At 31.7% G+C, this 23,193-nt stretch carries 27 protein-coding genes; 1 reads left to right on the top strand and 26 read right to left on the bottom strand.

Features of this window, described 5'->3' with window-relative positions; all coding sequences use genetic code 11:
• The first annotated feature begins 234 nt into the window (after nucleotides 1–234).
• On the top strand, nucleotides 235–486 hold the full coding sequence (gene rpsT, locus ACM591_RS07455; protein WP_017724620.1) for a 30S ribosomal protein S20: 252 nt from the start codon (nucleotides 235–237) through the stop codon (nucleotides 484–486).
• 181 nt (nucleotides 487–667) lie between these two features.
• Here rpsT and holA read toward each other — a convergent pair whose 3' ends face one another.
• The 26 genes from holA to ACM591_RS07325 all read right to left on the bottom strand — a co-directional run bounded on the left by holA (nucleotide 668) and on the right by ACM591_RS07325 (nucleotide 23,191).
• Nucleotides 668–1,642, bottom strand: a complete 975-nt coding sequence (gene holA / locus ACM591_RS07450) for a DNA polymerase III subunit delta (protein ID WP_029377155.1) — start codon at nucleotides 1,640–1,642, stop codon at nucleotides 668–670.
• Between the two features lie 75 nt (nucleotides 1,643–1,717).
• Nucleotides 1,718–3,739: a DNA internalization-related competence protein ComEC/Rec2 gene (locus ACM591_RS07445; protein WP_418354316.1), complete on the bottom strand. Its 2,022-nt coding sequence runs from the start codon at nucleotides 3,737–3,739 to the stop codon at nucleotides 1,718–1,720.
• A gap of 189 nt (nucleotides 3,740–3,928) precedes the next feature.
• Nucleotides 3,929–4,390 carry a ComE operon protein 2 gene (locus ACM591_RS07440; RefSeq protein ID WP_017724623.1) on the bottom strand — a complete coding sequence of 154 codons (462 nt, stop codon included), beginning with the start codon at nucleotides 4,388–4,390 and terminating at the stop codon, nucleotides 3,929–3,931.
• A gap of 85 nt (nucleotides 4,391–4,475) precedes the next feature.
• Nucleotides 4,476–5,198, bottom strand: coding sequence for a helix-hairpin-helix domain-containing protein (locus ACM591_RS07435; protein ID WP_260987859.1), 723 nt, complete (start codon nucleotides 5,196–5,198; stop codon nucleotides 4,476–4,478).
• Nucleotides 5,199–5,246: 48 nt separating this feature from the next.
• Complete coding sequence (locus ACM591_RS07430; RefSeq protein ID WP_029377152.1) at nucleotides 5,247–5,963, bottom strand: class I SAM-dependent DNA methyltransferase; 717 nt, start codon at nucleotides 5,961–5,963, stop codon at nucleotides 5,247–5,249.
• Between the two features lie 2 nt (nucleotides 5,964–5,965).
• A complete protein-coding gene (gene rsfS / locus ACM591_RS07425; protein ID WP_029377151.1) occupies nucleotides 5,966–6,319 on the bottom strand; it encodes a ribosome silencing factor in 354 nt (117 codons plus the stop codon).
• Nucleotides 6,320–6,904 (bottom strand): bis(5'-nucleosyl)-tetraphosphatase (symmetrical) YqeK, encoded by a 585-nt coding sequence (gene yqeK, locus ACM591_RS07420; protein WP_029377150.1) that lies wholly within the window; start codon nucleotides 6,902–6,904, stop codon nucleotides 6,320–6,322.
• Nucleotides 6,894–7,466 carry a nicotinate (nicotinamide) nucleotide adenylyltransferase gene (nadD, locus tag ACM591_RS07415; RefSeq protein ID WP_029377149.1) on the bottom strand — a complete coding sequence of 191 codons (573 nt, stop codon included), beginning with the start codon at nucleotides 7,464–7,466 and terminating at the stop codon, nucleotides 6,894–6,896. The genes yqeK and nadD overlap by 11 nt, the downstream gene beginning before the upstream one ends.
• On the bottom strand, nucleotides 7,466–7,756 hold the full coding sequence (yhbY, locus tag ACM591_RS07410) for a ribosome assembly RNA-binding protein YhbY (RefSeq protein WP_029377148.1): 291 nt from the start codon (nucleotides 7,754–7,756) through the stop codon (nucleotides 7,466–7,468). The genes nadD and yhbY overlap by 1 nt, the downstream gene beginning before the upstream one ends.
• Before the next feature lie 11 nt (nucleotides 7,757–7,767).
• Nucleotides 7,768–8,565 (bottom strand): shikimate dehydrogenase, encoded by a 798-nt coding sequence (gene aroE, locus ACM591_RS07405; RefSeq protein ID WP_029377147.1) that lies wholly within the window; start codon nucleotides 8,563–8,565, stop codon nucleotides 7,768–7,770.
• Between the two features lie 12 nt (nucleotides 8,566–8,577).
• The gene (gene yqeH, locus ACM591_RS07400; protein WP_029377146.1) at nucleotides 8,578–9,684 is read right to left on the bottom strand and encodes a ribosome biogenesis GTPase YqeH; all 1,107 of its coding nucleotides are present in this window, start codon (nucleotides 9,682–9,684) and stop codon (nucleotides 8,578–8,580) included.
• Nucleotides 9,685–10,212, bottom strand: a complete 528-nt coding sequence (locus ACM591_RS07395; protein ID WP_029377145.1) for a YqeG family HAD IIIA-type phosphatase — start codon at nucleotides 10,210–10,212, stop codon at nucleotides 9,685–9,687. It abuts the gene before it with no gap.
• A 15-nt stretch (nucleotides 10,213–10,227) separates the two neighbouring features.
• Nucleotides 10,228–10,914 (bottom strand): 5'-methylthioadenosine/S-adenosylhomocysteine nucleosidase, encoded by a 687-nt coding sequence (mtnN, locus tag ACM591_RS07390; protein WP_214269458.1) that lies wholly within the window; start codon nucleotides 10,912–10,914, stop codon nucleotides 10,228–10,230.
• A gap of 544 nt (nucleotides 10,915–11,458) precedes the next feature.
• Nucleotides 11,459–12,196, bottom strand: a complete 738-nt coding sequence (locus tag ACM591_RS07385) for a sulfite exporter TauE/SafE family protein (RefSeq protein ID WP_029377143.1) — start codon at nucleotides 12,194–12,196, stop codon at nucleotides 11,459–11,461.
• A gap of 371 nt (nucleotides 12,197–12,567) precedes the next feature.
• Nucleotides 12,568–13,800, bottom strand: a complete 1,233-nt coding sequence (locus ACM591_RS07380) for an NRAMP family divalent metal transporter (protein ID WP_029377142.1) — start codon at nucleotides 13,798–13,800, stop codon at nucleotides 12,568–12,570.
• A 3-nt stretch (nucleotides 13,801–13,803) separates the two neighbouring features.
• Entirely contained in the window at nucleotides 13,804–14,562 is a 759-nt protein-coding gene (pxpA, locus tag ACM591_RS07375; protein ID WP_326026751.1) for a 5-oxoprolinase subunit PxpA, read from the bottom strand.
• Nucleotides 14,559–15,920, bottom strand: coding sequence for an acetyl-CoA carboxylase biotin carboxylase subunit (locus tag ACM591_RS07370; RefSeq protein WP_326026752.1), 1,362 nt, complete (start codon nucleotides 15,918–15,920; stop codon nucleotides 14,559–14,561). Before ACM591_RS07370 ends, pxpA begins: the two co-directional genes overlap by 4 nt.
• A 22-nt stretch (nucleotides 15,921–15,942) precedes the next feature.
• Nucleotides 15,943–16,383: an acetyl-CoA carboxylase biotin carboxyl carrier protein gene (locus ACM591_RS07365; RefSeq protein WP_029377139.1), complete on the bottom strand. Its 441-nt coding sequence runs from the start codon at nucleotides 16,381–16,383 to the stop codon at nucleotides 15,943–15,945.
• A 2-nt stretch (nucleotides 16,384–16,385) separates the two neighbouring features.
• On the bottom strand, nucleotides 16,386–17,384 hold the full coding sequence (locus ACM591_RS07360; RefSeq protein WP_058625558.1) for a biotin-dependent carboxyltransferase family protein: 999 nt from the start codon (nucleotides 17,382–17,384) through the stop codon (nucleotides 16,386–16,388).
• 1 nt (nucleotide 17,385) lies between these two features.
• On the bottom strand, nucleotides 17,386–18,108 hold the full coding sequence (pxpB, locus tag ACM591_RS07355) for a 5-oxoprolinase subunit PxpB (protein ID WP_080661252.1): 723 nt from the start codon (nucleotides 18,106–18,108) through the stop codon (nucleotides 17,386–17,388).
• Between the two features lie 283 nt (nucleotides 18,109–18,391).
• On the bottom strand, nucleotides 18,392–18,868 hold the full coding sequence (gene greA, locus ACM591_RS07350; RefSeq protein WP_029377137.1) for a transcription elongation factor GreA: 477 nt from the start codon (nucleotides 18,866–18,868) through the stop codon (nucleotides 18,392–18,394).
• A gap of 27 nt (nucleotides 18,869–18,895) precedes the next feature.
• Nucleotides 18,896–19,519: a uridine kinase gene (gene udk, locus ACM591_RS07345; protein WP_017724641.1), complete on the bottom strand. Its 624-nt coding sequence runs from the start codon at nucleotides 19,517–19,519 to the stop codon at nucleotides 18,896–18,898.
• Complete coding sequence (locus tag ACM591_RS07340; RefSeq protein ID WP_029377136.1) at nucleotides 19,519–20,787, bottom strand: peptidase U32 family protein; 1,269 nt, start codon at nucleotides 20,785–20,787, stop codon at nucleotides 19,519–19,521. Before ACM591_RS07340 ends, udk begins: the two co-directional genes overlap by 1 nt.
• 13 nt (nucleotides 20,788–20,800) lie before the next feature.
• On the bottom strand, nucleotides 20,801–21,724 hold the full coding sequence (locus tag ACM591_RS07335) for a peptidase U32 family protein (protein ID WP_326025805.1): 924 nt from the start codon (nucleotides 21,722–21,724) through the stop codon (nucleotides 20,801–20,803).
• Nucleotides 21,721–22,362: an O-methyltransferase gene (locus ACM591_RS07330; RefSeq protein WP_216715189.1), complete on the bottom strand. Its 642-nt coding sequence runs from the start codon at nucleotides 22,360–22,362 to the stop codon at nucleotides 21,721–21,723. The genes ACM591_RS07335 and ACM591_RS07330 overlap by 4 nt, the downstream gene beginning before the upstream one ends.
• Nucleotides 22,363–22,858: 496 nt before the next feature.
• Nucleotides 22,859–23,191, bottom strand: a complete 333-nt coding sequence (locus tag ACM591_RS07325; protein WP_029377133.1) for a DUF1292 domain-containing protein — start codon at nucleotides 23,189–23,191, stop codon at nucleotides 22,859–22,861.
• Between the last annotated feature and the right edge of the window lie 2 nt (nucleotides 23,192–23,193).

Below are 23,193 nucleotides of genomic sequence, written 5' to 3'. Positions count from 1 at the left end.
CCTGCTAAGTATTTTAACAATAATACTTATTAAGTCATAACATTCTTAAAGAGATTTCGAATTAAACTTTTGTGTTATTTTCTTATCTGTCTATCGTATATTGTATCATTTATATCTATTTTACGCGCCTTAGATAAATAAATGATTGCAGAAAGTTGCTGGTTTTGATAAAATATTTCTTGTTGTAATCAAATTAACTTTGATAGCGAAGATCACTTTTAGGAGGTGACACACATGCCAAACATTAAATCTGCAATTAAACGTGTTAACACAACACACACTGCTGAAGCTCGTAATATTTCACAAAAAAATGAAATGCGTACAGCAGTTAAGAGAGCACATTCAGCTATAGAAGCTGGTGCTGATAACAAAGCTGACTTAGTTAGCTTTGCTTTGAAAAAAGTAGATAAAGCTGCGCAACGCAACTTAATCCACACTAACAAAGCTGCTCGTATCAAGTCTTCATTAATGACAGCTGCTAAATAATAAACAGATTCAAGCAACTGCTCGAATTAACAAATCAAACAAACCCAATGCTAAAGGCATTGGGTTTGTTTTTTATTACTTTTAAAATTTAGAATAAATTATTTACAAATCCATTGATAAAAGCTATTTCAACACTATCAATACCGATTCTATCAGTTTCAATATAACTAACCGAAAATGATTAAAGTGATAAAATAAACAGTTCTAAAATTAATTGTTTATCCATATATGATGACTTCAATTTATAATCTGTTTCCGCACATGTATCAATTATATTTAATAATTTTTCTAGTTGATAATTCCTTGATTGATTCAAAGCTAATTTAACACGATATGGATGCACATTAATTGTTTTAGCTATTTGTTGACCACTGTAACCTTTTTGTCCTAATATTTTACATTGATAAAACAACCGATAATTACTTGTAATTAATGCTAATAATTTAATTGGTTCTTCTTTCATTGCTATCAAATCTTTCACTAATTGTATAGCTTGTGATTTTTTGTTTTTCTGAATATAATCAGTTAATAAAAAGACATTTTGCTCTAAACTTCTATTAACAATTTGATGTACATCTTGCTTATTAATTGTAGCTCTATCACCTAAAAATAGTATTACTTTTTCAAGTTCTTGCTTTACAATATTAAAATTAATACCCGTAAGTTCTAAAAATAAATCTAATGCATCTTGTTTTATATCTTTGTAATTTTCGTGAAGTTCATTTTTTATCCATTTTTTTATCTCTTCTTCGGTCATTTGTTCAATTTTGATTAAATTAGCCTGTTTCTTCAATGTTTTAACTAACTTTTTTCTTTCATCTAATTTTGATTGATAGACTTCAAATATTATTAAAGTTTCACCGTCATATTTTTCAATAAATTCAATAAGTTGGTCAGTATTATGACTTAGATCTTTAGGCGGTTTTTCGCCTGTAAACACATAAGCATTTTGAACTAATACTGCTTTTTTGTCAGAAAAAAATGGCAAGGTCAGTGTTTCCTCAATTATAGGAGATAAATCACTTTCATATAAATTATATTTAACAAAGTTAAAATCATCTTTAGGGGCATTCAAGTAACGGTTAATAACTTCAGCTGACTTTTTTTCAATAAGTTCAGGTACTTCACCGTAAATTGTAATAATTTTATCGCTCATCCTTAGCACCCTTTCATCACTATTACGCATTTAATTATTATAGCATGGAGAGATTGATCTCTCTACATATAATCATTAGTTCATTTCGGTATTTATAGATAATTTGGGGGTGAGTTTTATCGTTACCTCTCCGTTCTCATTTGATTGGAAAACTTTAGCACCCAAGCTTTTTAATTTAGTTATAATTTCTTTATTAGGTAGATGATACCTATTTGTCTTACCTACAGAAACCAGACAAATTTTTGGCTGTATTTTTTGTATAAATTCATTGCTAGTACTTGTTTTGCTTCCATGGTGGCCCACTTTCAGTATGTCTATCTTTGGTAATTCAAAATTGCGTAAAAGTATTTGTTCATTATTAATGCTTGCATCCCCCATAAACAACATTTTAATTTTATTATATTCTATATAAGTAACGATAGAATGCTCGTTTAAATCCTCTGAATAATTAATTGTTGAATCAAGTAAAGTAATATTTGCTTCATCTAAGTTAAATTGCTGTATATCTTTAAAATCAATCAGCTTTATATGTTTTTGCTTACTCTGATTAATTAAATATTCTATTTTATTTATGTTGAAACTTTTTGTATTTATGATTATATTTTTTATCTTGAAATTAGTTATTAAGTAACTTAATTCACCCATATGATCCATATGAGGATGTGAAATAATAATATAATCTATAGATGTTAGTCCGTGCTTTTTAAGTGTGGGAATTATATGATATTTAGCAATATTATGATTTTCTTTCATTGTTGAGTCCACCCCTGTGCCACCAGTATCTATAAGTATACTTTCACTCTCATTTGTCTCGAATAGAAATGCATCACCTTGATTCACATTTAACATCGTTAATTTATAAGCATCGTCATGTGGAATGATTGTAGAGATGATATACAAAATAAGCACAGTTACAATAAAACATACATAGTATTTATGAACTAAAAAAACTAATGCTATAAAAACTGTTACAAAAGTTAAGGTAATAAACATTTCATTAAGTTCAGGTACATGCCATTTATAAATGTTCATGTGTATAAATAAATTCAGAACTGCATCATGAAACCTCATTAATAAATTCAGAACTGTGATAAGGCAGTTTAGTTCTAAAGGTAAGTGTGCGAAAATAACAAAAAAAATGACAAATGGAAAGAGAATAAATGTATAGAACGGTACAAAAAATAAGTTAGTTATAATACCCATCCACTGGATATGATTAAAATAAATTGCACTTATAATAAATGAACCGAGTTGCGCAATTAAAGAGAGATAGATAGTACGCTTTAATAAATGAGTATTTTCTAATATTGGAAGAGCAAATAAAATAAAAAATGTGATAAGAAAAGAGAATTGAAAGCCTATATTATAAACAAAAGGTGGATGAAGCGAAGACATAAAAATAAATGATAATGATAGTAAATTAAGCGCATTTTTTGCAATTGATTTAGATAATAAGATTAATAAGAGACAAGTCATAGTTGCTCTTATTGCACTTGGAGCTAAATCTGTATAAAAGACATACAATGGTAAAATAATGCAAATGACTATTTTAATGATAACAATCGGGCATTTCATATGGTTTAACAAAAAATATATTATACTAGTCAATGTAGCTATATGCATTCCACTAATGGCTAATAAATGGTATATACCAATATCTTTATACTGCTCAATGTCGTCTGCACTAATTGCTGATGTATCACCACTTATAAGTGCAAAAACCTTGCCCGGAGATTCAATTTGTAAATATTTAAGTCGATTTAATACATACTGCTTGTGATAATCTAATATATATGTATAATCAATTTTTGATTTCCTACAACTATTAAAATCAATATTATTTATAAAAAGTGAAAGTTGGCTGTACGGCTGATTGTTGTGCGACTTAAATGTAGCATCAATTTTGCAATTTTGCCGAACAAGTTTTGATTGTACTCCCCTAACGTTTTCACTTTTTATTTGATAATAATATTTGAATGTATGTTTTCCTATTTTGACTTTTCCTGTTAACTTTTGATTGTTCAAATTTGGCTTATTTATAAAATAAGCATGACTATGCAAGGTTTGTTTCAATAAAAAGTTACGTTGTTCAACCATATACTTAAAATGATATTGAAAATAAAAGTTCGATAATATTGGTATTAATATAATGAATAGTATTTGAAACCATCTTAACTTTTTTCTAATCCCAATTATCATTATGTTTACAAAAATCAGCATCGACAATGATTTGACATGTAGCCATAAAATACCAACTAGATATGCTAATGCATAAAATACCAAAAATTACTGATTCATTAAGTATTGTGCTACATGTTCCTGATTGAAAGGAATTTTTGTATGTTCGATACCTGATTGATCTAATAGTTTCAAAGCATAATCATGATTGTGATAATCTTCAGCGTAATAAATTGTTTTAATTCCTGCTTGAATAATTGATTTCGTACAATTCAAGCAAGGGAAATGTGTAACATAAATTGTTGCACCATCAGTAGATACTCCCTGTTTAGCACACTGTAATAATGCATTCATTTCAGCGTGTATCGTACGTATACAGTGGCCATCTTCTAATAAACAACCTTCATCAATGCAATGAACTTCACCTGATACAGACCCGTTATATCCTCCTGCTATAATTCTATTATCTTTTACAACAGTGGCGCCTACCGATAAACGTTGACAAGTAGAACGTAATGCCAACAGATGACTTTGAGCCATAAAATATTCTTCCCATTTAATGCGATCCATGATAATAGTCCTCCGTATTATGATTAATATATGATTCCGATTTAATTATAGGTTAATTTGTATCATCTAAAAATGCAACAAAAACTTAAACCACAAAAAAATCACTTATCTTTTCCAGTGTCTTTGCCCCTATACCTTTAACTTCTTTCAATTGATCAACCGATTCAAATTTGCCATGTTGTTCTCTAAATTCAACAATAGATTTAGCTTTTGTTGGGCCAATGCCATTAACACTTAGCAATTGAGATTCGCTAGCAGTATTTAAATTTATTTTCCCTTGTTGTCCAACATTGCCTTCATTTTCCAAGGATAACGTTTGTTCTTGTTGACGGTCATTAGATTTATTTGAACCGTTACCATTTGCAATTGCTGATTCTCCCTTTTTGGGTATATATATTACTTTTTGATCCAACAACTTTTCTGCAAGGTTAATAGTTGAAAGATCTGCATTATCCAAAATTTGTGCTTTATCTAATAACTGTTTGACTCTATCTGTAGACTTCATCTCATAGATATTAGGATATTTAACCGCACCTTTTATATCTACAACAATAATTTCATTTTCGGACTTAATTGATTTTTCTTTGCGTTTAACGTTGGTCTCAGTTTTATCAGTTTGTGGTTCGCTTCCAGTTTTATTTATTTTATTTATAGAAACTGTTGGAATCCCCTTCATCTCTTTGTTGTCCAAATGAATAAATATATTGCATAATAAAATGACTGCTAATAATAAAGCGATTGAAATAAAGGTAAATAAAATTTTATATTTGCTAATAATTTCTTTCCATCTTTCCCATTGCGGCAACATAAAAATCACTCCTTTATACTATACACGTACAAAGGAGTGATTTTACTTTTATTTTTTAACAATGAAGAATAAGCGGTATCCTTCATCATCATGATTATTAATTTCAAAATCTACAAATGTTTGAATATGCTTAAAACCTACTTGTGTAAGCATATCTTTGTAATCAGATTCTAAATAGGTACGCTGATAGTGCGATTCATCAAATCGGCTATACTGACTATCAGATTGTCTAATGAAAAACGACATATCATGCCATACACTTAGCGGTTCTTCACCTTTAACAGCTTCCCAACCTAAAAATACATCATCCGATTCATCAATATAACTTTGATTGTTAAATAAAGTATCCATTTTAAAACTTGTGTGTACATCAAACATAAATACACCCTTATTATCTAAATGCTCGAAAACACGTTTAAAAGTAGCAACAACATCATCTGTCTCTGGTAGATAATTTAGTGAATCGCAAAAAATAGTGATTACATCAAATGATTTGTCGAGTTGAAAATCAGTCATATCGCCTTCTAGCCAATTAACATGACTTGATTTTTGTGCTGCTATTGCAAGCATATCGACACTGAGATCCATACCAGTCACTTGTTTAAATTCATTAAATAATGAGGTTAAACTACCTGTTCCGCATCCTATATCCAGGATAGAGTTTTTATTTTCAGCAAAGTAATTTACAATCTCTAACCAAGACTCATAAGGTTGATCAAGCGTTAATTGATCATAAAACAGGCTCATTTCTTCGTATTGAGACATGATTAATATACTACCTGTCTATACGATTCTAATGGTGCATCTCTATATAATTTTTCAATATTGTAATAATCTCTTTCGTCTTTATGGAAAACATGAACGACTACATTAGCTAAATCAATAAGAATCCATCTCGCTTCATTAAAGCCTTCCATACGCTTAACTTCAATTTCTGCTTCGTTAGCGACGTCTTTAACTGCACGTGCAATTGATTGAACCTGTTTTTCATTATTTCCGTGACAAACTACGAAATAATCTGTCATATCACTAATACCTTTCATATTTAATGAAATAATATCTTCTGCTTTTTTATTCTCTGTTGCTTCGACAGCTAGCTTTAATAGTTGATCTGATTTCATCTAATCATCCTTTACTCTTTCGTCACTGTAATTATAATAATTTAAACATGCAATCGTTGCGTCATAAACATTAATATCTTTATTAATTAAATATAACACTGTTCGCTTAGATATTTCGTATATTGTTTTATCTAAGCTACCTTGATTGTATGCTAAATCTCTAATTTCTTCAACGCCTGGGGTCTGACGGCCAGGTTCTATATAATCTGCAATAAATACAAGTTTTTCAGTCTTTGTCATTTGAGCTCGGCCAGTCGTATGGTTTTTTATTGCGAGTAATACCTCTTCATCTTTAATACCATAGTGTTCCTTCATAATTACTGCACAAACTGGGCCATGTAAAATTTCAGAACCGTAACTTAATAAATTGCGATCTAAATCGTGTTGTGTAACAATTTGATACATTGAACCTAAATCATCGTACTTTGAATAATCATGTAAAATACCTGCCAGTTCAGCTTTATCTTTGTCACCATCATAAATATCTGCTAATTTCACAGCTGTTTCTGCTACTCTTAATGAATGGTTAAACCTTTTTTCAGGCAATTTCTCTTTAACAATTTCAACTGCTTGATCAATTTTCATATAATCCTTCCTCTCGGATATATTCTTCAACACTAGGAGGAACTAAAACTTGAATATTTCTATTAGATTTTATTCTATCTCTAATTAATGTTGAACTAATATCAATGCGTGGGATTGTAATTGCTATCATACCTGGATCAACATTTTGTTGGGCCTTTTCTCTATTAACAATTACAAATGTGATGAGCGCTTTTAATTCATCTATTTTATACCACTTATCTAGTTGATTATACTGGTCAGTGCCAATCACTAGATATATTTTAGCCTCGGGATTTTTTTCTAACATAGAACGAACTGTATCAAATGTATAGCTTTGTCCCTTTCGCTCTATTTCATCTAGATATACTTCGCCAAAGCCAAGTTCTTTAATAACTTTATGAATCATTGCAACTCTATGATTTGCGTCTAAGTAATTATCATGAACTTTTAAAGGCGACATATAACTAGGTAAAAAATAAAATATATCCGGCTTAATAACATCATTAACTTCACTAGCTACTACCATGTGAGCGAGGTGAATCGGGTTAAACTGCCCACCATATATTACGATTGATTTCGTCATTACGGTAATTGAATTTGCTTATTGTCTTGTGATTCTTTATACAACACAATCATAGACCCGATTACTTGCACAATATCACTACGTGTTGCATCACTTAAAGTCTGTGCTAAATCATTTTTATCTTCAGAATTATTCTGTAACACATGTATTTTAATTAACTCTCTATTTTCTAAAATATCTTGAAGTTGATCTACCATATTATCATTTATACCAGCTTTACCTATTTGAAAAGTTGGGTCGATATTATGGGCCTTACTGCGTAAAAATCTTTTTTGCTTACCTGTTAACATAATTAGCTCCTTTATAAATGCTTTAAAACTGCCTCTTTCATAATTTGGATTTGAGGTAGTTCATTAGTCCATATTTTAAAACTCTCGGCACCTTGGTATACAAACATATCAAGGCCATTGTGAATTGGGTTTCCTTTTGCTTCTGCTATTTCTAAAATGGGTGTTTTAAAAGGTACATACACGATATCACTAACTAAAGTACGTGAATCTAAATTGTCTAGATTTATAACTACTTCCTTATTTTCATGCATGCCAGCAGGTGTTGTATTAATCACGATATCAAATTCATCGAGTGCTTTTTCAGCTTCATTCAAAGTAATTTGGTTCACATCTAAATTCCAATTTTCAAAGCGTTTCAAATTTCTATTAGCAATTGTTAATTTAGAGTGAACGTGTTTAACTAATTCATTTGCAATACCTTTACTTGCACCACCAGCACCTAAAATTAATATATAAGCATTTTCCAAATCTGGATATACTTGTTTTAAGCCAGTTACATACCCAATACCATCTGTATTGTAGCCAATCCATTTACCATCTTCAATTTTCACCGTATTCACGGCGCCAACTGTCTCCGCTTGCTCATCTATTTCATCTAAATATGGCAATATATTTTCTTTATGAGGAATTGTCACATTAAATCCAGAAAGTGCTTTTTCATCAATAATTTCTTTTATTAAATGAAATTGATCTTCTGATATGTTAATTGCTTCATAAGATGATGGATTGTTTAACGCATCAAAATTCGCATTATGCATAATTGGGGATAATGAATGTGCTATTGGGTTACCTATTACTGCGTATTTCATGTTTATACCCCCTTACATTATTGAATTTCTTAACACTACATCAACATTTTTAGGTACACGAATTATAACTTTAGCACCTTCATCAATTGTAATAAACCCTAAACCTGAAATCATAACATCGCGTTTTTCTTTTCCAGTTTCTAACCTTACCGCTTTAACATTTTGCAAATCAAAATGTTCTGGGTTATTAGGTGGTGCAAGAACCGCACCTAACTGATTTCTCCACAATTCATTTGCGTTTTCAGTTTTAGTACGATGTATATTTAATTCATTAGAAAAATAGCAGATTAATGGGCGTTTGCCACCACTTACATAATCTATTCGTGCTAGTCCACCAAAGAATAAAGTTTGCCCTTCATTCAATTGGTATATACGTTGTTTAACTTCCTTTTTCGGCATGATTGTCTTAAGTTCATTTTCAGTGACATAATGCGTCATCTGATGTTCTTGAATAACACCAGGTGTATCGTACATGAAGGAAACATCATCCAATGGAATATCAATCATGTCTAATGTCGTACCAGGAAATCTTGATGTTGTAACTACGTCTTTTTCACCAACGCTACGTTCGATTAATTTATTAATAAGCGTTGACTTACCAACATTTGTCGTACCTACGATATATACGTCTTCACTGTTTCTTAATGTATTGATTGAGTTTAATAAATCTTCAATCCCTTCATTTTTCTCAGCAGAAATAAGTACAACATCATCAGCTTCTAAGCCATATTTTCTAGCAGTCTTTTTCAACCATTCTTTCACACGACGCTTATTAATTTGTTTAGGTAATAAATCTACTTTATTGGCTACTAAAATAATCTTTTTATTACCTACAATGCGTTTAATTGCATTAATAAATGAACCTTCAAAGTCAAACACATCAACAACATTTACAACAATACCGCTTCTATCAGCTAAGCCATTGAGTAATTTTAGGAAGTCTTCACTCTCTAGTCCTACATCTTGTACTTCGTTGTAATTTTTCAATCTAAAGCATCTCTTACAAATGACATCTTCACGATATAAATTATGCTCTGGTACATACCCAGGTGCATTTGGATCTTCAGCTTGTAATGGTGCACCGCAGCCAATACATTTTAATGTTTCTGTTTCAGTCAATCAGTTTTCCTCCCATGTGATATAACCTTTTTTTCTAAAGTGTTGTAATAATCTACGCTCGATTAATCGGTTGAATTTTGTTATAAAACCATCTGTTTGTTTTACAGGAACAACCATAATTGTAAATAAACCTCTTCTATTACCACCAAATACGTCTGTTAGCATTTGATCACCTATTACTACAATCTCAGAAGGTTTCAAATTCATTAATTTTGATGCTTGGTTAAAAGCCCTACCTCTTGGTTTTTTCGCTCTAAATATATAATCAACTTCTAATGATTGTGAGAAACTTCCAACACGTTGCTTATTGTTATTAGATACAATTGTTACTGTAATACCTGCTTCTTTCGCTTGTTCAAACCATTGTTTAACAGCTTCTGTAGGCTCAGATACATCCCAACCTACAAGTGTATTATCTAAATCTGTAATTATACCTTTTACACCAGAAGCTGCAAGTTTTTCAACATCTATTTGAAATATAGATTGAACATATTCATTTGGCATAAAATAATGCTTTATCATACCCATTTTATTTTCACCTTTTTATATAGTTTTAATTAAGCGTTCTACGATTTCACTTGAAGATATTGCTGCTTTTTCTAAAAATGCTTCAAATGTAATACCAGCATCTCCATCAGCTAAGTCTGAAATTGCTCGAGTAATTATAAATGGCACGTTAAATTGATGACAAGTTTGTGCAATAGCAGTAGCTTCCATTTCCGCTGCCATAGCTTGTGGAAAGTTTGCTTTAATTGTCATGCGTTGTTCACTTGTACCAATAAAACTGTCACCACTAACAATCAAACCAGTCTTTGCATTAATCTGTTGTTGCTTAATAGCTTCTGTTGCTTTGTCTATTAATTTTTTATTTGCAACAAATTGTGCCGGCATCTGCGGGATTTGTCCTAGTTGATAGCCAAAAGCTCGTGCATCTGCATCATGATAGGCAACCATATCACTTACGACAACGTCTCCTACATTTAGTGATTTATCTAATGCTCCGGCAGAACCTGTATTAATAATTAAGTCAGGTTTAAATTGATTAATTAATAATGCAGTTGATATCGCTACATTCACTTTACCAATACCACTTTGTGTAAGAATTATGTCTTTACCTTCTAAATTCCCTTTATAAAAGATTACATGCGCTATTTTAATTTCTTCTAAATTTTCTATTTTATCTTTTAAGATTGCTACTTCTTCTTCCATAGCACCTATAATACCAATCACATTTATTCACCTCATCTTAAAATCCTAGCCTTAGTTATTCTACCACATTTAAAAGTATAGCTCGATATTAGATCTATGTTTTTATACAAATTCCAAATATTCAATTCATTATCTATTTTGATTATTAATCTAAATTATTTCTATCGTATTTAACTATTACACTTTTAATAGTTAAAACCCTGTAAGCATGCGCTAATAGCATTACTTACAGGGTTTTATAAAATTATTTTATTAACTACTCAATAATTCAGTTAGTCCTTGCAGTGAGAACACTCCAGTTACAATAGTTACAACTACTGTAACAATACTGAAAATCAGCATCTTTGTCGGACTATTAAGGCGATTTCAGAGCAAATCAATAATACATTAATTATATAAAAGTAAGTTGATAATATAATTAAGATTGCGTGCTGAACACAAGAAGTTCATATTATTCAATCAAAACATTAATACACTTTTGCAACAAAAACTGTAACACGAATTTTTATAAAACACAAAAATGAACCTATTCATTTAGGAGGCTGTTTTGTGTTTGCATCCTGTTTTAATTAATAATTAATATTAATCCTCCAATTATTGGAACTGAGACCATAGATATCTTTAAAACTAGAGGCCTCAATTTATTAGTGAATTTCGCTCCAATATATGAACCAATTGAAGTTCCTAAAATGACTTTAATTAATAATAGTAAATCAACATTCCCATTAATTATGTACCCAATTCCACCTATTAAAGAAATTGGAAGCATGACTAACATTGTAGTGCCTACTGAAATTTGCACACTTAACCCTATTACCAACAATAAAGTTAATTGAATAAAAGCAGCCGATCCGATACCAAATAAGCCTGATATCATTCCTAGTGCGAAACCAATTATAATCGATACTAAAAGTACTTTTTTAGTATACACATTTGTTACATTGCTCTTGGGTTTTATAGCTAACTTTAACCATAGGATTAGTCCTGATACAAACAAGGCACCAGCAGTCATATAATTCAAATCATTTTGAGGTATGTGTTTTACTATGAAAGAGGCAATTAAAGCACCAATACCACCTGTAAATCCCAATAAACAAGCAATTTTAACATCAACGTTTTTTTCTCTATAATGACTAATGGAGCCAAATAAAGAAGTCGATACTAAACCAAGCAAAGACGTTCCTATAGCATAATGAATAGGAACATTAAAAAAAACAGTAAGAACAGCAATAATTACACCTGCTCCACCTGCTCCAACAAATCCTAAGATAATTCCCAAAACAAGCATTGTTAATATTATCAACGTTATTCATCCTTCATTCATAAATTTACCCAAATAAATATTAACACTAAGTTAAATTAATGTATATCCGACGCATAAAAATAAAAACTATTAATATTATAATAACAAAAACATCATTAGGAATAGCCCCTCTTAAACAAATAAGTGTAATACTTGGAGAACTAAGAGGAAATGCTGAACCTAATGATGTATATATTTTAATAGTAAAAAGCACTATGCATATATCGAGCTATACAAAAAAATGTTTTATGCTGTTTTTTAAATTTGATTCAAAACTCACTATTCTCAGACTATAAGATATTTATATGTTACACATTTAATCAAAAAATAGACTACTATTTCAATAACTTAAAAACTGTATCAAAAATGTATCACGAACCAAATAATTCAGTTAGCCCTTGTAGTGAAAATACGCCAGTTACGATAGTTACAACTACTGCCACAATACCGAAAATCAGCATCCATGTTGGGTGTTTGTAATCTCCAACAATAGATTTACGTTTACTAGCGATCAATATTGTACCTAACGTAATAGGTAAAATCAAACCATTTAACGCCCCTGCAACGATTAATAATGTTACAGGCTTACCTAGTAATAAGAACACTAAAGTTGAAAACACAATAAAACTAATTACAATGATATTTGTTTTATTATAAACTGATTTATGAAGTGTCTTTAAAAACGTAGCACTCGTATATGCCGAACCAATCACTGATGACATGGCTGCAGAAAATAATACAACACCAAAGATATTACGTCCTATTGGTCCTAGAACATGTTCAAACACAGAAGCCGGTGGATTTTCTGAGTTTAATGTTACACCTGTAACTACTACACCTAGTACTGCTAAAAATAGCAATGTTCTTAAAACCCCTGTCGTTAAAATACCAGAGACAGCAGCTTTATTAACAAATGGTAAATAGGCCTTCCCTTGTATACCAGAATCTAATATTCTATGCGCTCCCGCAAAAGTAATATAGCCCCCAACTGTACCACCTACTAAAGTAATAATAGGTAATACTAGTGCAAGTGGTTGTTCAGGCATTACTAGGTGTTTAGCCGCTTCAGCATAAGGTGGATTAGCTTTAAACATGACAAATGCTATTACAATAATCATCAATACGCCTAAGAACATTGTCACTACATCCATTATTTTCTGTCCGCTTTTACTGATAAATATACCAATTGATAGGACAGCCGTAATGGCTGCGCCAATTTTAATATCTAAACCAAAAATAGCATTTAGTCCTAGTCCTGCACCAGCGATGTTACCGATGTTAAATGCGAGACCACCTATTGCAATAAGAATTGAAATAAACGTTCCCAAACCATTAAATATTTCATTAGCTACTTCTTGTCCTCGTTTTCCAGTTACAACAAGTACACGCCAAATATTAATTTGAGCACCTATATCAATAATTATTGATAACAAAATTGCAAACGCAAAACTTGAAGCGAATTGTGCAGTGAAGACCGCGGTTTGTGTTAAAAATGCCGGTCCTATTGCAGAAGTTGCCATTAAAAACACTGATCCTAACAGTAGCCTTTTGTGGTTCTTAGTAAACTTAAATTCTTGCTCACCTGACTTTAATTTCTCCCCCATAATTTAGCCCTCCAGCCTCGAAATAGAAATACCTTCTTTCGACAATCTCTCTCTTATTTGCGATACAAATTCAAGCGCATGCGCACCATCTCCGTGTACGCAAATAGTATCAGCTTCTATAGCTATTGTATTGTTATTTTTAGTAATAACTTTTTGCGATTTTACCATATTTATAACTTGTTCGATAGCTTCATTTGTATCTGTTATAAGTGCATTGGCATCTTTTCTACTTACAAGCTGACCATCATCTTCATAACGTCTGTCAGCGAATACTTCCGAAGCAGTTGCTAGTCCAACTGATTTAGCTTCAGATATTAGCAATGTATTGGAAAGTCCAACAAATATCAATGACTCATCAAAGTCATAAACAGCTTGTGCAATTGCTTGTGCAACTGCTTTATCTCTCGCTCCCATTTGATATAGTGCGCCATGTGGTTTCACATGATTCATTGAAACATCATGTATTTTAGAAAATCCGTAAAGTGCACCCAGTTGATAAACTACAATATCATAAATTTCATTCGGTGTAATATCCATATTTCTACGACCAAACCCTTGCAAATCTGGTAAACCTGGATGTGCGCCAATTCCAATATCATGTTTTTTTGCGAGTTCAATCGTTTGGTTCATAACATGTTGATCACCAGCATGAAAACCACAAGCAATATTTGCTGATGTAACTAGGGGAATAATATCTTTGTCTCCACCAAAAGAATAATTACCAAATGCTTCACCTAAATCACAATTTAAATCCACTTTCATGTCATTTCCTCCTTAATGATTTGATGCCTATCTAAAAACTTGATATCTACTTCTTCAGCATTTCCTTCCGCATATAAAGGATAAGATAATACAGCATATAGGAAATCCGCAGTAGTTGTAAACCCATCTATAACCATTTCATCAAGTACTATTTTTAATTTCTTAATCGCTAATTGACGAGTAGATGATTTAACAATTACCTTGGCAACTAATGAATCATAATTAGGGGAAACTTTGTACCCGAAATATAATAAACTGTCTACACGAATATTAAACCCTTGTGGTAAATGTAAAGATTTAACTGTACCCGGTGAAGGTTGAAATTGTTTTTCTGGATTTTCAGCATTAATTCTTGCTTCAATTACATGGCCATCAAAAACAATATCTTCCTGATTAAATGGCAACGTGCCATGTTGCATCAAATAAAGTTGCGCTTGTAATAAATCTCTATTAGTTCTCATCTCAGTTACAGTATGTTCTACTTGGATACGTGCATTCATTTCAATGAAATAGTATGCATCTTTAGTAACTAAATATTCTATGGTGCCTGCGCTCCTATAATTTGAAGCATTTGCAACCTTAACTGCATCTAAACACATAGATTTTCTCATTTCATCAGTTATAGCTGCACACGGTGATTCTTCGATCAACTTTTGATTTTTCCTTTGTACTGAACAATCTCTTTCACCTAAATGTATGTAATTCCCATTCCCATCACCTATCACTTGAACTTCAACATGTTTGGCAACTGGTATAAATGATTCTACATAAATACGATCATCATCAAAATATTTTTCACCTTCGCTTTTTGCCTCTTTAAAAGATTTAGTAAGCATATCTTCTGTTTTAACAATCCTAATACCTTTACCGCCACCACCGCTAGCAGCTTTCAGTACAAGCGGATAACCAATTTCTTTTGCAATGTTTTGCACTTCTTCAATTGATTCTACAGCTTTAGTCGATCCTGGAATAATCGGTACGCCAGCGTTATCTACAGTTTGTCTCGCTGTGATTTTATCCCCCATCATTTCCATCGTTTTTTGCGTGGGACCGATAAAGTAGATATCATTGTCTTCTACTTTTCGGGCAAAAGAGGAACTTTCTGATAGAAATCCATAGCCTGGATGAATTGCATTCGCGCCTGTAATTTTAGCTGCACTTATAATTCTGTCCTGGTTTAGATAACTTTCTAATGGATTAGCTTCACCGATACAAACTGCTTGATCCGCTAAACTTACATGTAAACTTTTCTCATCTCCTAGAGCGTATATTGCAACCGTTTCAATATTAAGCTCTCTACAAGCTCGAATAATTCTTACTGCAATTTCACCTCTGTTAGCGATTAAACAACGATACATAGAAACACCCCTTTATACAAACTTATTTCACATTTATGATTTGTTGATTGTATTCAACATTAGAACCGTGATCTACAAGAATTTCATCAACCACACCGGCAACGTCACTTGTTACTTCATTTAAAACTTTCATCGCTTCTATATAACCAATCGTATCTCCTTTTTTAATTTCGTCACCAACTTTTACGATTGGATTGGTTAACTCTTTCTCGTCTTGCAAGAAAAATGTTCCGACCATAGGTGATTTGACTGACTGGTAACTTGATTCAGTTGTTTCCTCCTGTGACGTATCGTTTGAATTTCCTGCACTTGACTGATTAGATGGCTGGTTTGAAACATTATTATTAGCTCCACCTTCAGTGAAATCTATTGAGATTTCATGTTCAAAATCTTTATAGGTAAATTTCTTAACTTCATTTGTTTTAACCAATTTGATTAATTGTTCTACTTTTTCTAAATTCATTACTATTCTCCTTTAAGCAATTTATTAATTCGAGTTGAAGTCTTTCTCATTTGAGATGTATCAAAAATAGGTGCTTTTAATACTTCATTTTGTTTTTCATTAAGTTTTCGTTCTTTTTGATGTAGTTTTTCTATAGCTGCTTCTACCGTTATCCATTCAAACTTAACTGTTTCATTAGGTTGTTTCTGTGCAATAAGCGATAAATCGGCAGCACACACCGTTGCAATTTTAGTGTAGCCACCAACCGTTTGTTTATCATTTAATAAAATAATAGGATTACCATCATTTGGAACTTGTATACTACCCAGAGCTACAGGTTCAGAAATAATATCTGCAGATTCTATTGGCGCGATTTTTTCACCTTGTAAACGAAAACCCATACGGTCTGATTTTTCTGAAATTTTAAAGCCTTCGTTTACTAATTTTTGTTTAGCCTCATTACTAAAACTCTCTATTTGAGGACCCTCAATTATATGAATTACTTGCTGATTTATTGCCTCAACCGGACAACTTAATCCTATACGCTCGGCATACATATTATTTTGTTGGCACGTAATTACATCATTAGATTTTAAAGCTCTGCCTTTATAGCCACCTATCTTACTTCTAGTATGTGTTGAATAACTATTGGCTACTTTTGGTATATTAAGTGGCTTACCAAACAATATATAACCCCTTGCCCCATCAACAACTGAGCCTATTTTTAATTCATCTCCCTTCTTCACAAAAATTACTGTTTGAGATGAGATAACTTGATTGTTTAAAGTCGCTTCAAATTGCCCGCCTGTAAGCACAAATGTATTATCCGTTAGAAATTGTATTGTCGGTCCAACAATAGTATATTCAATAGCAGGTCCATTATTACCTATTAATGTATACCCCATTCTTAAAGCGTAAGTATCTAAAGCACCAGCTGTGGAGAAACCTTGATCTTGGTAACCTACTCTACCTAAATCTTGAACTGTACTAAATAGCCCCGGATTTAATATTTTAATACTCATACTACTTATTCACCCACTTTTCAATATCAAAATCATCTTGTAGTTGTGCCTGTTGTATATGATCAAATGTTTCTTCATCAATTGAATAAAACTTAATGGTATCTCCAGAATTATACAAACACATTGGAGATCGATTAATATCAAATACTTGTATAGGTGTACGGCCAATTATCTGCCATCCGCCTGGTGAATCCTTTGGATATAACCCAGTTTGATTATTAGCAATACCAACTGAACCAGCAGGTATACTTGTTCTTGGTTCTTTTCTTCTAGGAGTATGTAATTGTGAATTCAAACCTCCTAAAAAAGGAAAACCAGGCATAAAGCCAAGCATGTATATTAGGTATGTATTTTCAGTGTGTAATTGCACAACTTCTGCTTCTGATAAATCATGGTATGAAGCGACTTCTTTTAGATCTTGACCATGAGCTCCACCATAAAGGACAGGAATACTGATTTGCTTAGCGTTCTCATTTGTATGCGCTTCCATTTTATTATTTAATTGCTCTAATTTAAGCTCTTTAACTACTTGTTTAACATCACATTGTGCGATATCAATATTGAGCATAATTGCTCTATAGCTCGGTACAATATCTACAATTGCAGGATGATTTTGCTTTGTAATATAATTACTGATTTGCTGAACTTTATTAAAAATATCTGGATTTATTTGCGCTTCGAAATAAATCATAATGGTTTGCTCGTTTATTAATTTATACTCCAAAACATATCCCCCTTTATGCTTTCTACAATTAATTTTGAATAAAAACTTTATCAAGAGATTAACAATATCATTGTATCATTCATTTTATTTTCTTGTTTAATAGTAAATAATTATCAACAACAATAATAAATACAAATACATAAAACCTTAAAATTTAATTAATAAATTGAGTTATTTTTAGCAATATACTATAAAATGAGTTTTGATGTTTTTAAATACAATTCATAAGTATAGTAAGTACCCCCTAACAGTTAAAAGCTCTGTTAGGGGGTACTTAATTATATTATTTAATATTAACAATTTTTACGTTGATTTCTCCACCATTTGGTAATGGTACGCGTACTTCATCATCTAATTTTTTCCCAATCAAGCTTTTTGCCATTGGTGATTCGTTAGAGATTTTTCCTTTAAACGCATCTGATTCTGCAGAACCAACGATTTGATATTCTTCTTCTTCATCGCCAGGTAATTCTACAAAAGTTACTGTTTTACCTAACTGCACTTGGTTATTATCACCGGTATCTTCAATAATAAGTGCATTACGCAACATATGTTCTACACGTTGGATATCTTGTTCAATAAAACCTTGCTCATCTTTAGCTGCATCATACTCTGAGTTCTCCGATAAATCACCAAAAGAACGTGCAACTTTAATTTTTTCAACGACTTCAGGTCGCTTAACTGTTTTTAATTCTTCAAGTTCTTTTTCTAACTTTTCAAATCCTTCTTGAGTCATTGGATATTGTTTTTGATTTTCCATTATGTCATCTTCCTTTACATATAAATACTATTGTTTACTTACTAAAGTTTGAATCTTAGTTGTCATTATATCGATTGCTACTTTATTACTTCCACCTTCTGGAATAATAATATCTGCGTATCTTTTTGTAGGTTCTATAAATTGATTGTGCATTGGTCGAACTACATTTAGATATTGATTAATTACAGAATCCATTGTACGCCCTCTTTCTTCAGTGTCCCTAAGAAGACGTCTTAATATACGTAAATCAGCATCTGTATCGACATAAATTTTTACATCCATTAAATCTCTTAATGTTTTGTTTTCAAGTGCAAATATACCTTCTACGATAATAACATCTTTTGGCTCAAATGCAATCGTTTCCTCACTTCTTGTATGATTTGTATAATCGTACGTTGGCACTTCAACCTGCTTACCATTTCTTAAGTCGGTTAAATTTTCAATTAACAAGTCATTATCAAAAGCGAAAGGATGGTCATAATTGGTTTCCAAACGTTCATCAAAAGTTAAATGCGATTGGTCTTTATAATAATAGTCTTGAGCCAATAGTGCAACACTATGACCTTCTAAATTTTTCATAATTTCATTTGTGACTGATGTTTTACCTGATCCAGACCCACCAGCTATACCGATTATTGTTGTACTTTTCATTATCCAATTTCCTTTCTCATCATGTTATTTGCATAAATTGGATGATTAACTTTAATTTGCACAATTTGTAATGGGTGACGGGCAGCATCAAGTTCATTACCTTCTTCGTCATAAATTGTTTCTACAACTTGTCGAAAAGTCTCAATTTCTGGTCCGAAAAATTCTATTTCTTGCCCAGGCTCAAATTTATTTCGTTGTTGAATCGTTGCAATCTTAGTTTTCTCATCATAATCTAATACTAATCCACAGAAGTCATAAGCTGAATTTTTCTTATTTTGATGTCCGAACATTTGCTCTTCATAACCAGGTGTCCCTTCTATAAAAGCAGAAGCAGTATCTCTATTGGCGCATTTATCTAATTCTATCAACCATTCCTGTTTGATTTTGAAATTTTCAGGGTCATTGGCGTAAGCATCAATTACTTTTCTATAAACAGAAACAACTGTAGCAATATAGTGAATTGATTTCATACGTCCTTCTATTTTCAATGAATCAACACCAATATCCATCATATTTGGAATTGATTCTATTAATTTTAAATCTTTCGGACTCATTGCAAATGGCGTCACTTCTTCATCACCATAATATAAATCTAATTCCCCGTCAGATTCCACTTGCAGTAGATCATAATCCCAACGGCAACTTTGACAACAGCCGCCTCTGTTTGAATCTCTTGCAGTCATATGATTACTTAAAGTACATCTACCTGAATAAGCAATACACATAGCTCCATGTATAAATGATTCAATCTCGATATCTACTTGCTCTTTCATTTCTTTCATTTCCATTGCACCGGTCTCACGTGCTAAAACAACTCTATCCAAACCTTCTTCTTTCCAAAATTCAACCGCTTTATAATTTGAAAGAGATTGTTGCGTAGATAAATGAATTTCTAATTCTGGCGCAACGCTTTTACAAGTCTCAATAATTAACGGATCTGCAACAATAATGCCTGTGACACCCGCCAATGCTAAGTCACGCAAATAGTCATCTAAACCTTCCATGTTTTCATCATGAGCGATTATGTTCGTAGTAACATAAATTTTAGCATTATATCGTTGGGCAAATTCAACGCCTTCTTTTATTTCTGCTAGTGTAAAGTTATCAGCGTTTGATCTCAAACCGTATGCTTGTCCACCTAGAAAAACAGCATCTGCCCCATAATGTACGGCGATTTTCAGTTTTTCTAAATTTCCAGCTGGTGCAAGAAGTTCAGGCTTTTTCATTTTAGGTTTATTTTGAATATTAATTTCTTCTAAAATTTCCACTGTTCAACCTCCATTAATATACTGTTTGTTTATATAAGAATCCCTCATCAAATGGTCGATGTTCTGGTTGTATCGCTTCAATTGGATCAACTAGCATAAATTTTTCATCTTCATAGGCTTCGGGGTCTTCATTATATAAATCAATGGCTTCTCTGTATTGTTCAGTACATACATTTATATATTCTTCTGACTGTAACACACCATCAATTTTTAATGCATCTATACCAGCCTCTAATAAAGCGTCTAATTCTTCTATTAAGCATATATCATGCGGAGACATAATGTGTGTTCCATTATAATCTTCGAAAACTGGATATTTGTTATCACGTTCTTCGTCATATAATAATAATTCATCAGCTACTAGATTACGCTCAATTTTTAATTGTCGCTCTTGGAATGTATAATAGTTCCCTAACAACATGCGCTTAGATTGAAACATACATGTCATGCCATGGACTTGTACTTCAATTTCTACATTTGCATTCGCTTTTATATTTATTATTTCTTCTAAATTTAACTCTCTTGCTAATTGTGCACGTTTGGCACCTTTTTTACCCCAGTAATTACACTGAAAATAATTTGTAACTAACGTTTCAGCATCCCAATTAAGTGGAATCGGGTTGTCCTGATTTTTAACAAACATGATTACTGCAGGGTCACCAAAAATAATACGATCCACGTTAATTTCGTGTAAAAATTCTATATATGATTCAACAGCATTTAAATGATAGTTGTGAAAAAGCCCATTCACAGCTGCATATATCTTTTTATCTTTACTGTGAGCCAGGTTTACAGCTTCTCGCATGGCCTCTCTATTAAATTCACCAGCAAGCCTCAACCCAAATTTCTGCTCACCTATCACAAACGCATCAGCCCCTTTTTCAATTAACACTTCAATATGATTAACAGATTTGGGTGTAACTAATAATTCTGTCATTGTGATTCTCCTTTAATTGAAATTGCTAAACCATCATCTATGTTTAAAAAATTAGTTGTGTATCCTTCATGATTGATTAACCATTCATTATACTCTATTACTTTTTTAACCATTTGACGTACATTTCGTGTCCGTACTACTGATATATCTGAGACAAAACCGTGGTATAAAACATTATCTGTAACGACAACACCACCATCTTTTAAGATTGGTGTATATAGTTCAAAAAATTTCTTTGACTGTGCTTTAGCTGCATCAATAAATATCATATCATACGTTTGATCGTTCACCTGATTGAACTGTTCTAACGCATTTCCTTCAACTAGTCTTACTTGGTTATTAAAACCATATAAATCTATATTTGCTTTTGCTTTATTTATCATTTCTTCATCACGTTCTATTGTCGTCACTTTAATTTCTTTTGATATCGAAGCAAATTGCATAGCACTATAGCCAATAGCAGTACCAATTTCTAATATGTTCGTTGGTTTATGTAATCTGATTACTTGCTTTATCATCTCAAGCGTAAGTCTATCTACAATTGGGACACTATTTTCTTCTGCAAACGTTCTTAGAGTTTCTATGTTTTCGTCTGTTTGCTTGTGTAATTTTAATAAATAGGATTGATTATTATCCATTTCTTCATAACTTCCTTTGTTGTAAAATCATACTTTGGATTCAAGCAATAAAATAAATCAGTCATTAAGTGACTGATTAAATAATTTAAACAAAATATTAAATCCTAAATTCAATATGCGTATTTATTTTAATTATGATTCAGTATAAAACTTTTTCTTTTATGTATGTACGCACAAATTTAACTTTATATATTTTATCACAAACACTTAGATAATATAAGTGTAAAGTCACAGTGAATATTAAAATTAAAAATATAATTATTGCTGTTGTCATTATTTTATCTACCATACATAATACTTAGGATTCTATTTAACATTGTTAATAAAATTAAAATCATGTCACAATATATGTATAAGAGCCTCGTTTAAGGTCAAATTCATAAGATTTTAAATATAAAAGAGGGCTAATCCCTAATGGGTTAGCCCTCTTATTTTGAGAATAGGTGTTTAAGTCCCAAACTCTGATGCTTTTCGCATTTTAACTAAATACTATCTATTATTCGTGGTCGTGGTCATGGTCTTGATCGTCCATTTCAGTATTAACTACTTCTTCAATCATGTCCCACTCTTCATCTGTTTCTACAGGTAAGAATTTACCACCTTCACCATTTTCGTCTGGTTCATTAATCATTGGTACTAATTCTATTAAATCATCATCATCAGATTCTGCGCCTTCTTCAGCAAGAATCACATATTCTTTTTTAAATTCTGGGTGGAAGAATTCTAAAACTTTACGATATAAGACTTCATTTCCTTCTTCATCATAAAGTGTAAGCAATTCCTCTTCGTTGTTAATTTCTAATTGAGAATCGTGATTGTGTTCAGTCATAA

Source organism: Staphylococcus sp. Ze2, from assembly GCF_048568365.1.
GTDB classification, from domain to species: Bacteria; Bacillota; Bacilli; order Staphylococcales; family Staphylococcaceae; genus Staphylococcus; species Staphylococcus xylosus.
Note: the sequence above shows the minus strand (reverse complement) of the source record. Positions and strands in the feature narration are given on the sequence as shown.

What these genes read in the sequence shown, in the direction of transcription:
- ACM591_RS07440 (WP_017724623.1), bottom strand. Translation starts at nt 4,390, where the DNA reads ATGGATCGCATTAAATGGGAAGAATATTTTATGGCTCAAAGTCATCTG.
- greA (WP_029377137.1), bottom strand. Translation starts at nt 18,868, where the DNA reads ATGGAAAATCAAAAACAATATCCAATGACTCAAGAAGGATTTGAAAAG.
- ACM591_RS07325 (WP_029377133.1), bottom strand. Translation starts at nt 23,191, where the DNA reads ATGACTGAACACAATCACGATTCTCAATTAGAAATTAACAACGAAGAG.
- ACM591_RS07445 (WP_418354316.1), bottom strand. Translation starts at nt 3,739, where the DNA reads ATGGTTGAACAACGTAACTTTTTATTGAAACAAACCTTGCATAGTCAT.
- ACM591_RS07380 (WP_029377142.1), bottom strand. Translation starts at nt 13,800, where the DNA reads ATGGGGGAGAAATTAAAGTCAGGTGAGCAAGAATTTAAGTTTACTAAG.
- pxpA (WP_326026751.1), bottom strand. Translation starts at nt 14,562, where the DNA reads ATGAAAGTGGATTTAAATTGTGATTTAGGTGAAGCATTTGGTAATTAT.
- ACM591_RS07330 (WP_216715189.1), bottom strand. Translation starts at nt 22,362, where the DNA reads ATGGATAATAATCAATCCTATTTATTAAAATTACACAAGCAAACAGAC.
- ACM591_RS07360 (WP_058625558.1), bottom strand. Translation starts at nt 17,384, where the DNA reads ATGAGTATTAAAATATTAAATCCGGGGCTATTTAGTACAGTTCAAGAT.
- ACM591_RS07430 (WP_029377152.1), bottom strand. Translation starts at nt 5,963, where the DNA reads ATGTCTCAATACGAAGAAATGAGCCTGTTTTATGATCAATTAACGCTT.
- ACM591_RS07395 (WP_029377145.1), bottom strand. Translation starts at nt 10,212, where the DNA reads ATGGGTATGATAAAGCATTATTTTATGCCAAATGAATATGTTCAATCT.
- rpsT (WP_017724620.1), top strand. Translation starts at nt 235, where the DNA reads ATGCCAAACATTAAATCTGCAATTAAACGTGTTAACACAACACACACT.
- rsfS (WP_029377151.1), bottom strand. Translation starts at nt 6,319, where the DNA reads ATGAAATCAGATCAACTATTAAAGCTAGCTGTCGAAGCAACAGAGAAT.
- udk (WP_017724641.1), bottom strand. Translation starts at nt 19,519, where the DNA reads ATGAAAAGTACAACAATAATCGGTATAGCTGGTGGGTCTGGATCAGGT.
- holA (WP_029377155.1), bottom strand. Translation starts at nt 1,642, where the DNA reads ATGAGCGATAAAATTATTACAATTTACGGTGAAGTACCTGAACTTATT.
- aroE (WP_029377147.1), bottom strand. Translation starts at nt 8,565, where the DNA reads ATGAAATACGCAGTAATAGGTAACCCAATAGCACATTCATTATCCCCA.
- ACM591_RS07435 (WP_260987859.1), bottom strand. Translation starts at nt 5,198, where the DNA reads ATGTTGCCGCAATGGGAAAGATGGAAAGAAATTATTAGCAAATATAAA.
- yqeK (WP_029377150.1), bottom strand. Translation starts at nt 6,904, where the DNA reads ATGAAAATTGATCAAGCAGTTGAAATTGTTAAAGAGAAATTGCCTGAA.
- nadD (WP_029377149.1), bottom strand. Translation starts at nt 7,466, where the DNA reads ATGACGAAATCAATCGTAATATATGGTGGGCAGTTTAACCCGATTCAC.
- ACM591_RS07370 (WP_326026752.1), bottom strand. Translation starts at nt 15,920, where the DNA reads ATGTATCGTTGTTTAATCGCTAACAGAGGTGAAATTGCAGTAAGAATT.
- ACM591_RS07365 (WP_029377139.1), bottom strand. Translation starts at nt 16,383, where the DNA reads ATGAATTTAGAAAAAGTAGAACAATTAATCAAATTGGTTAAAACAAAT.
- yhbY (WP_029377148.1), bottom strand. Translation starts at nt 7,756, where the DNA reads ATGTTAACAGGTAAGCAAAAAAGATTTTTACGCAGTAAGGCCCATAAT.
- ACM591_RS07335 (WP_326025805.1), bottom strand. Translation starts at nt 21,724, where the DNA reads ATGACAGAATTATTAGTTACACCCAAATCTGTTAATCATATTGAAGTG.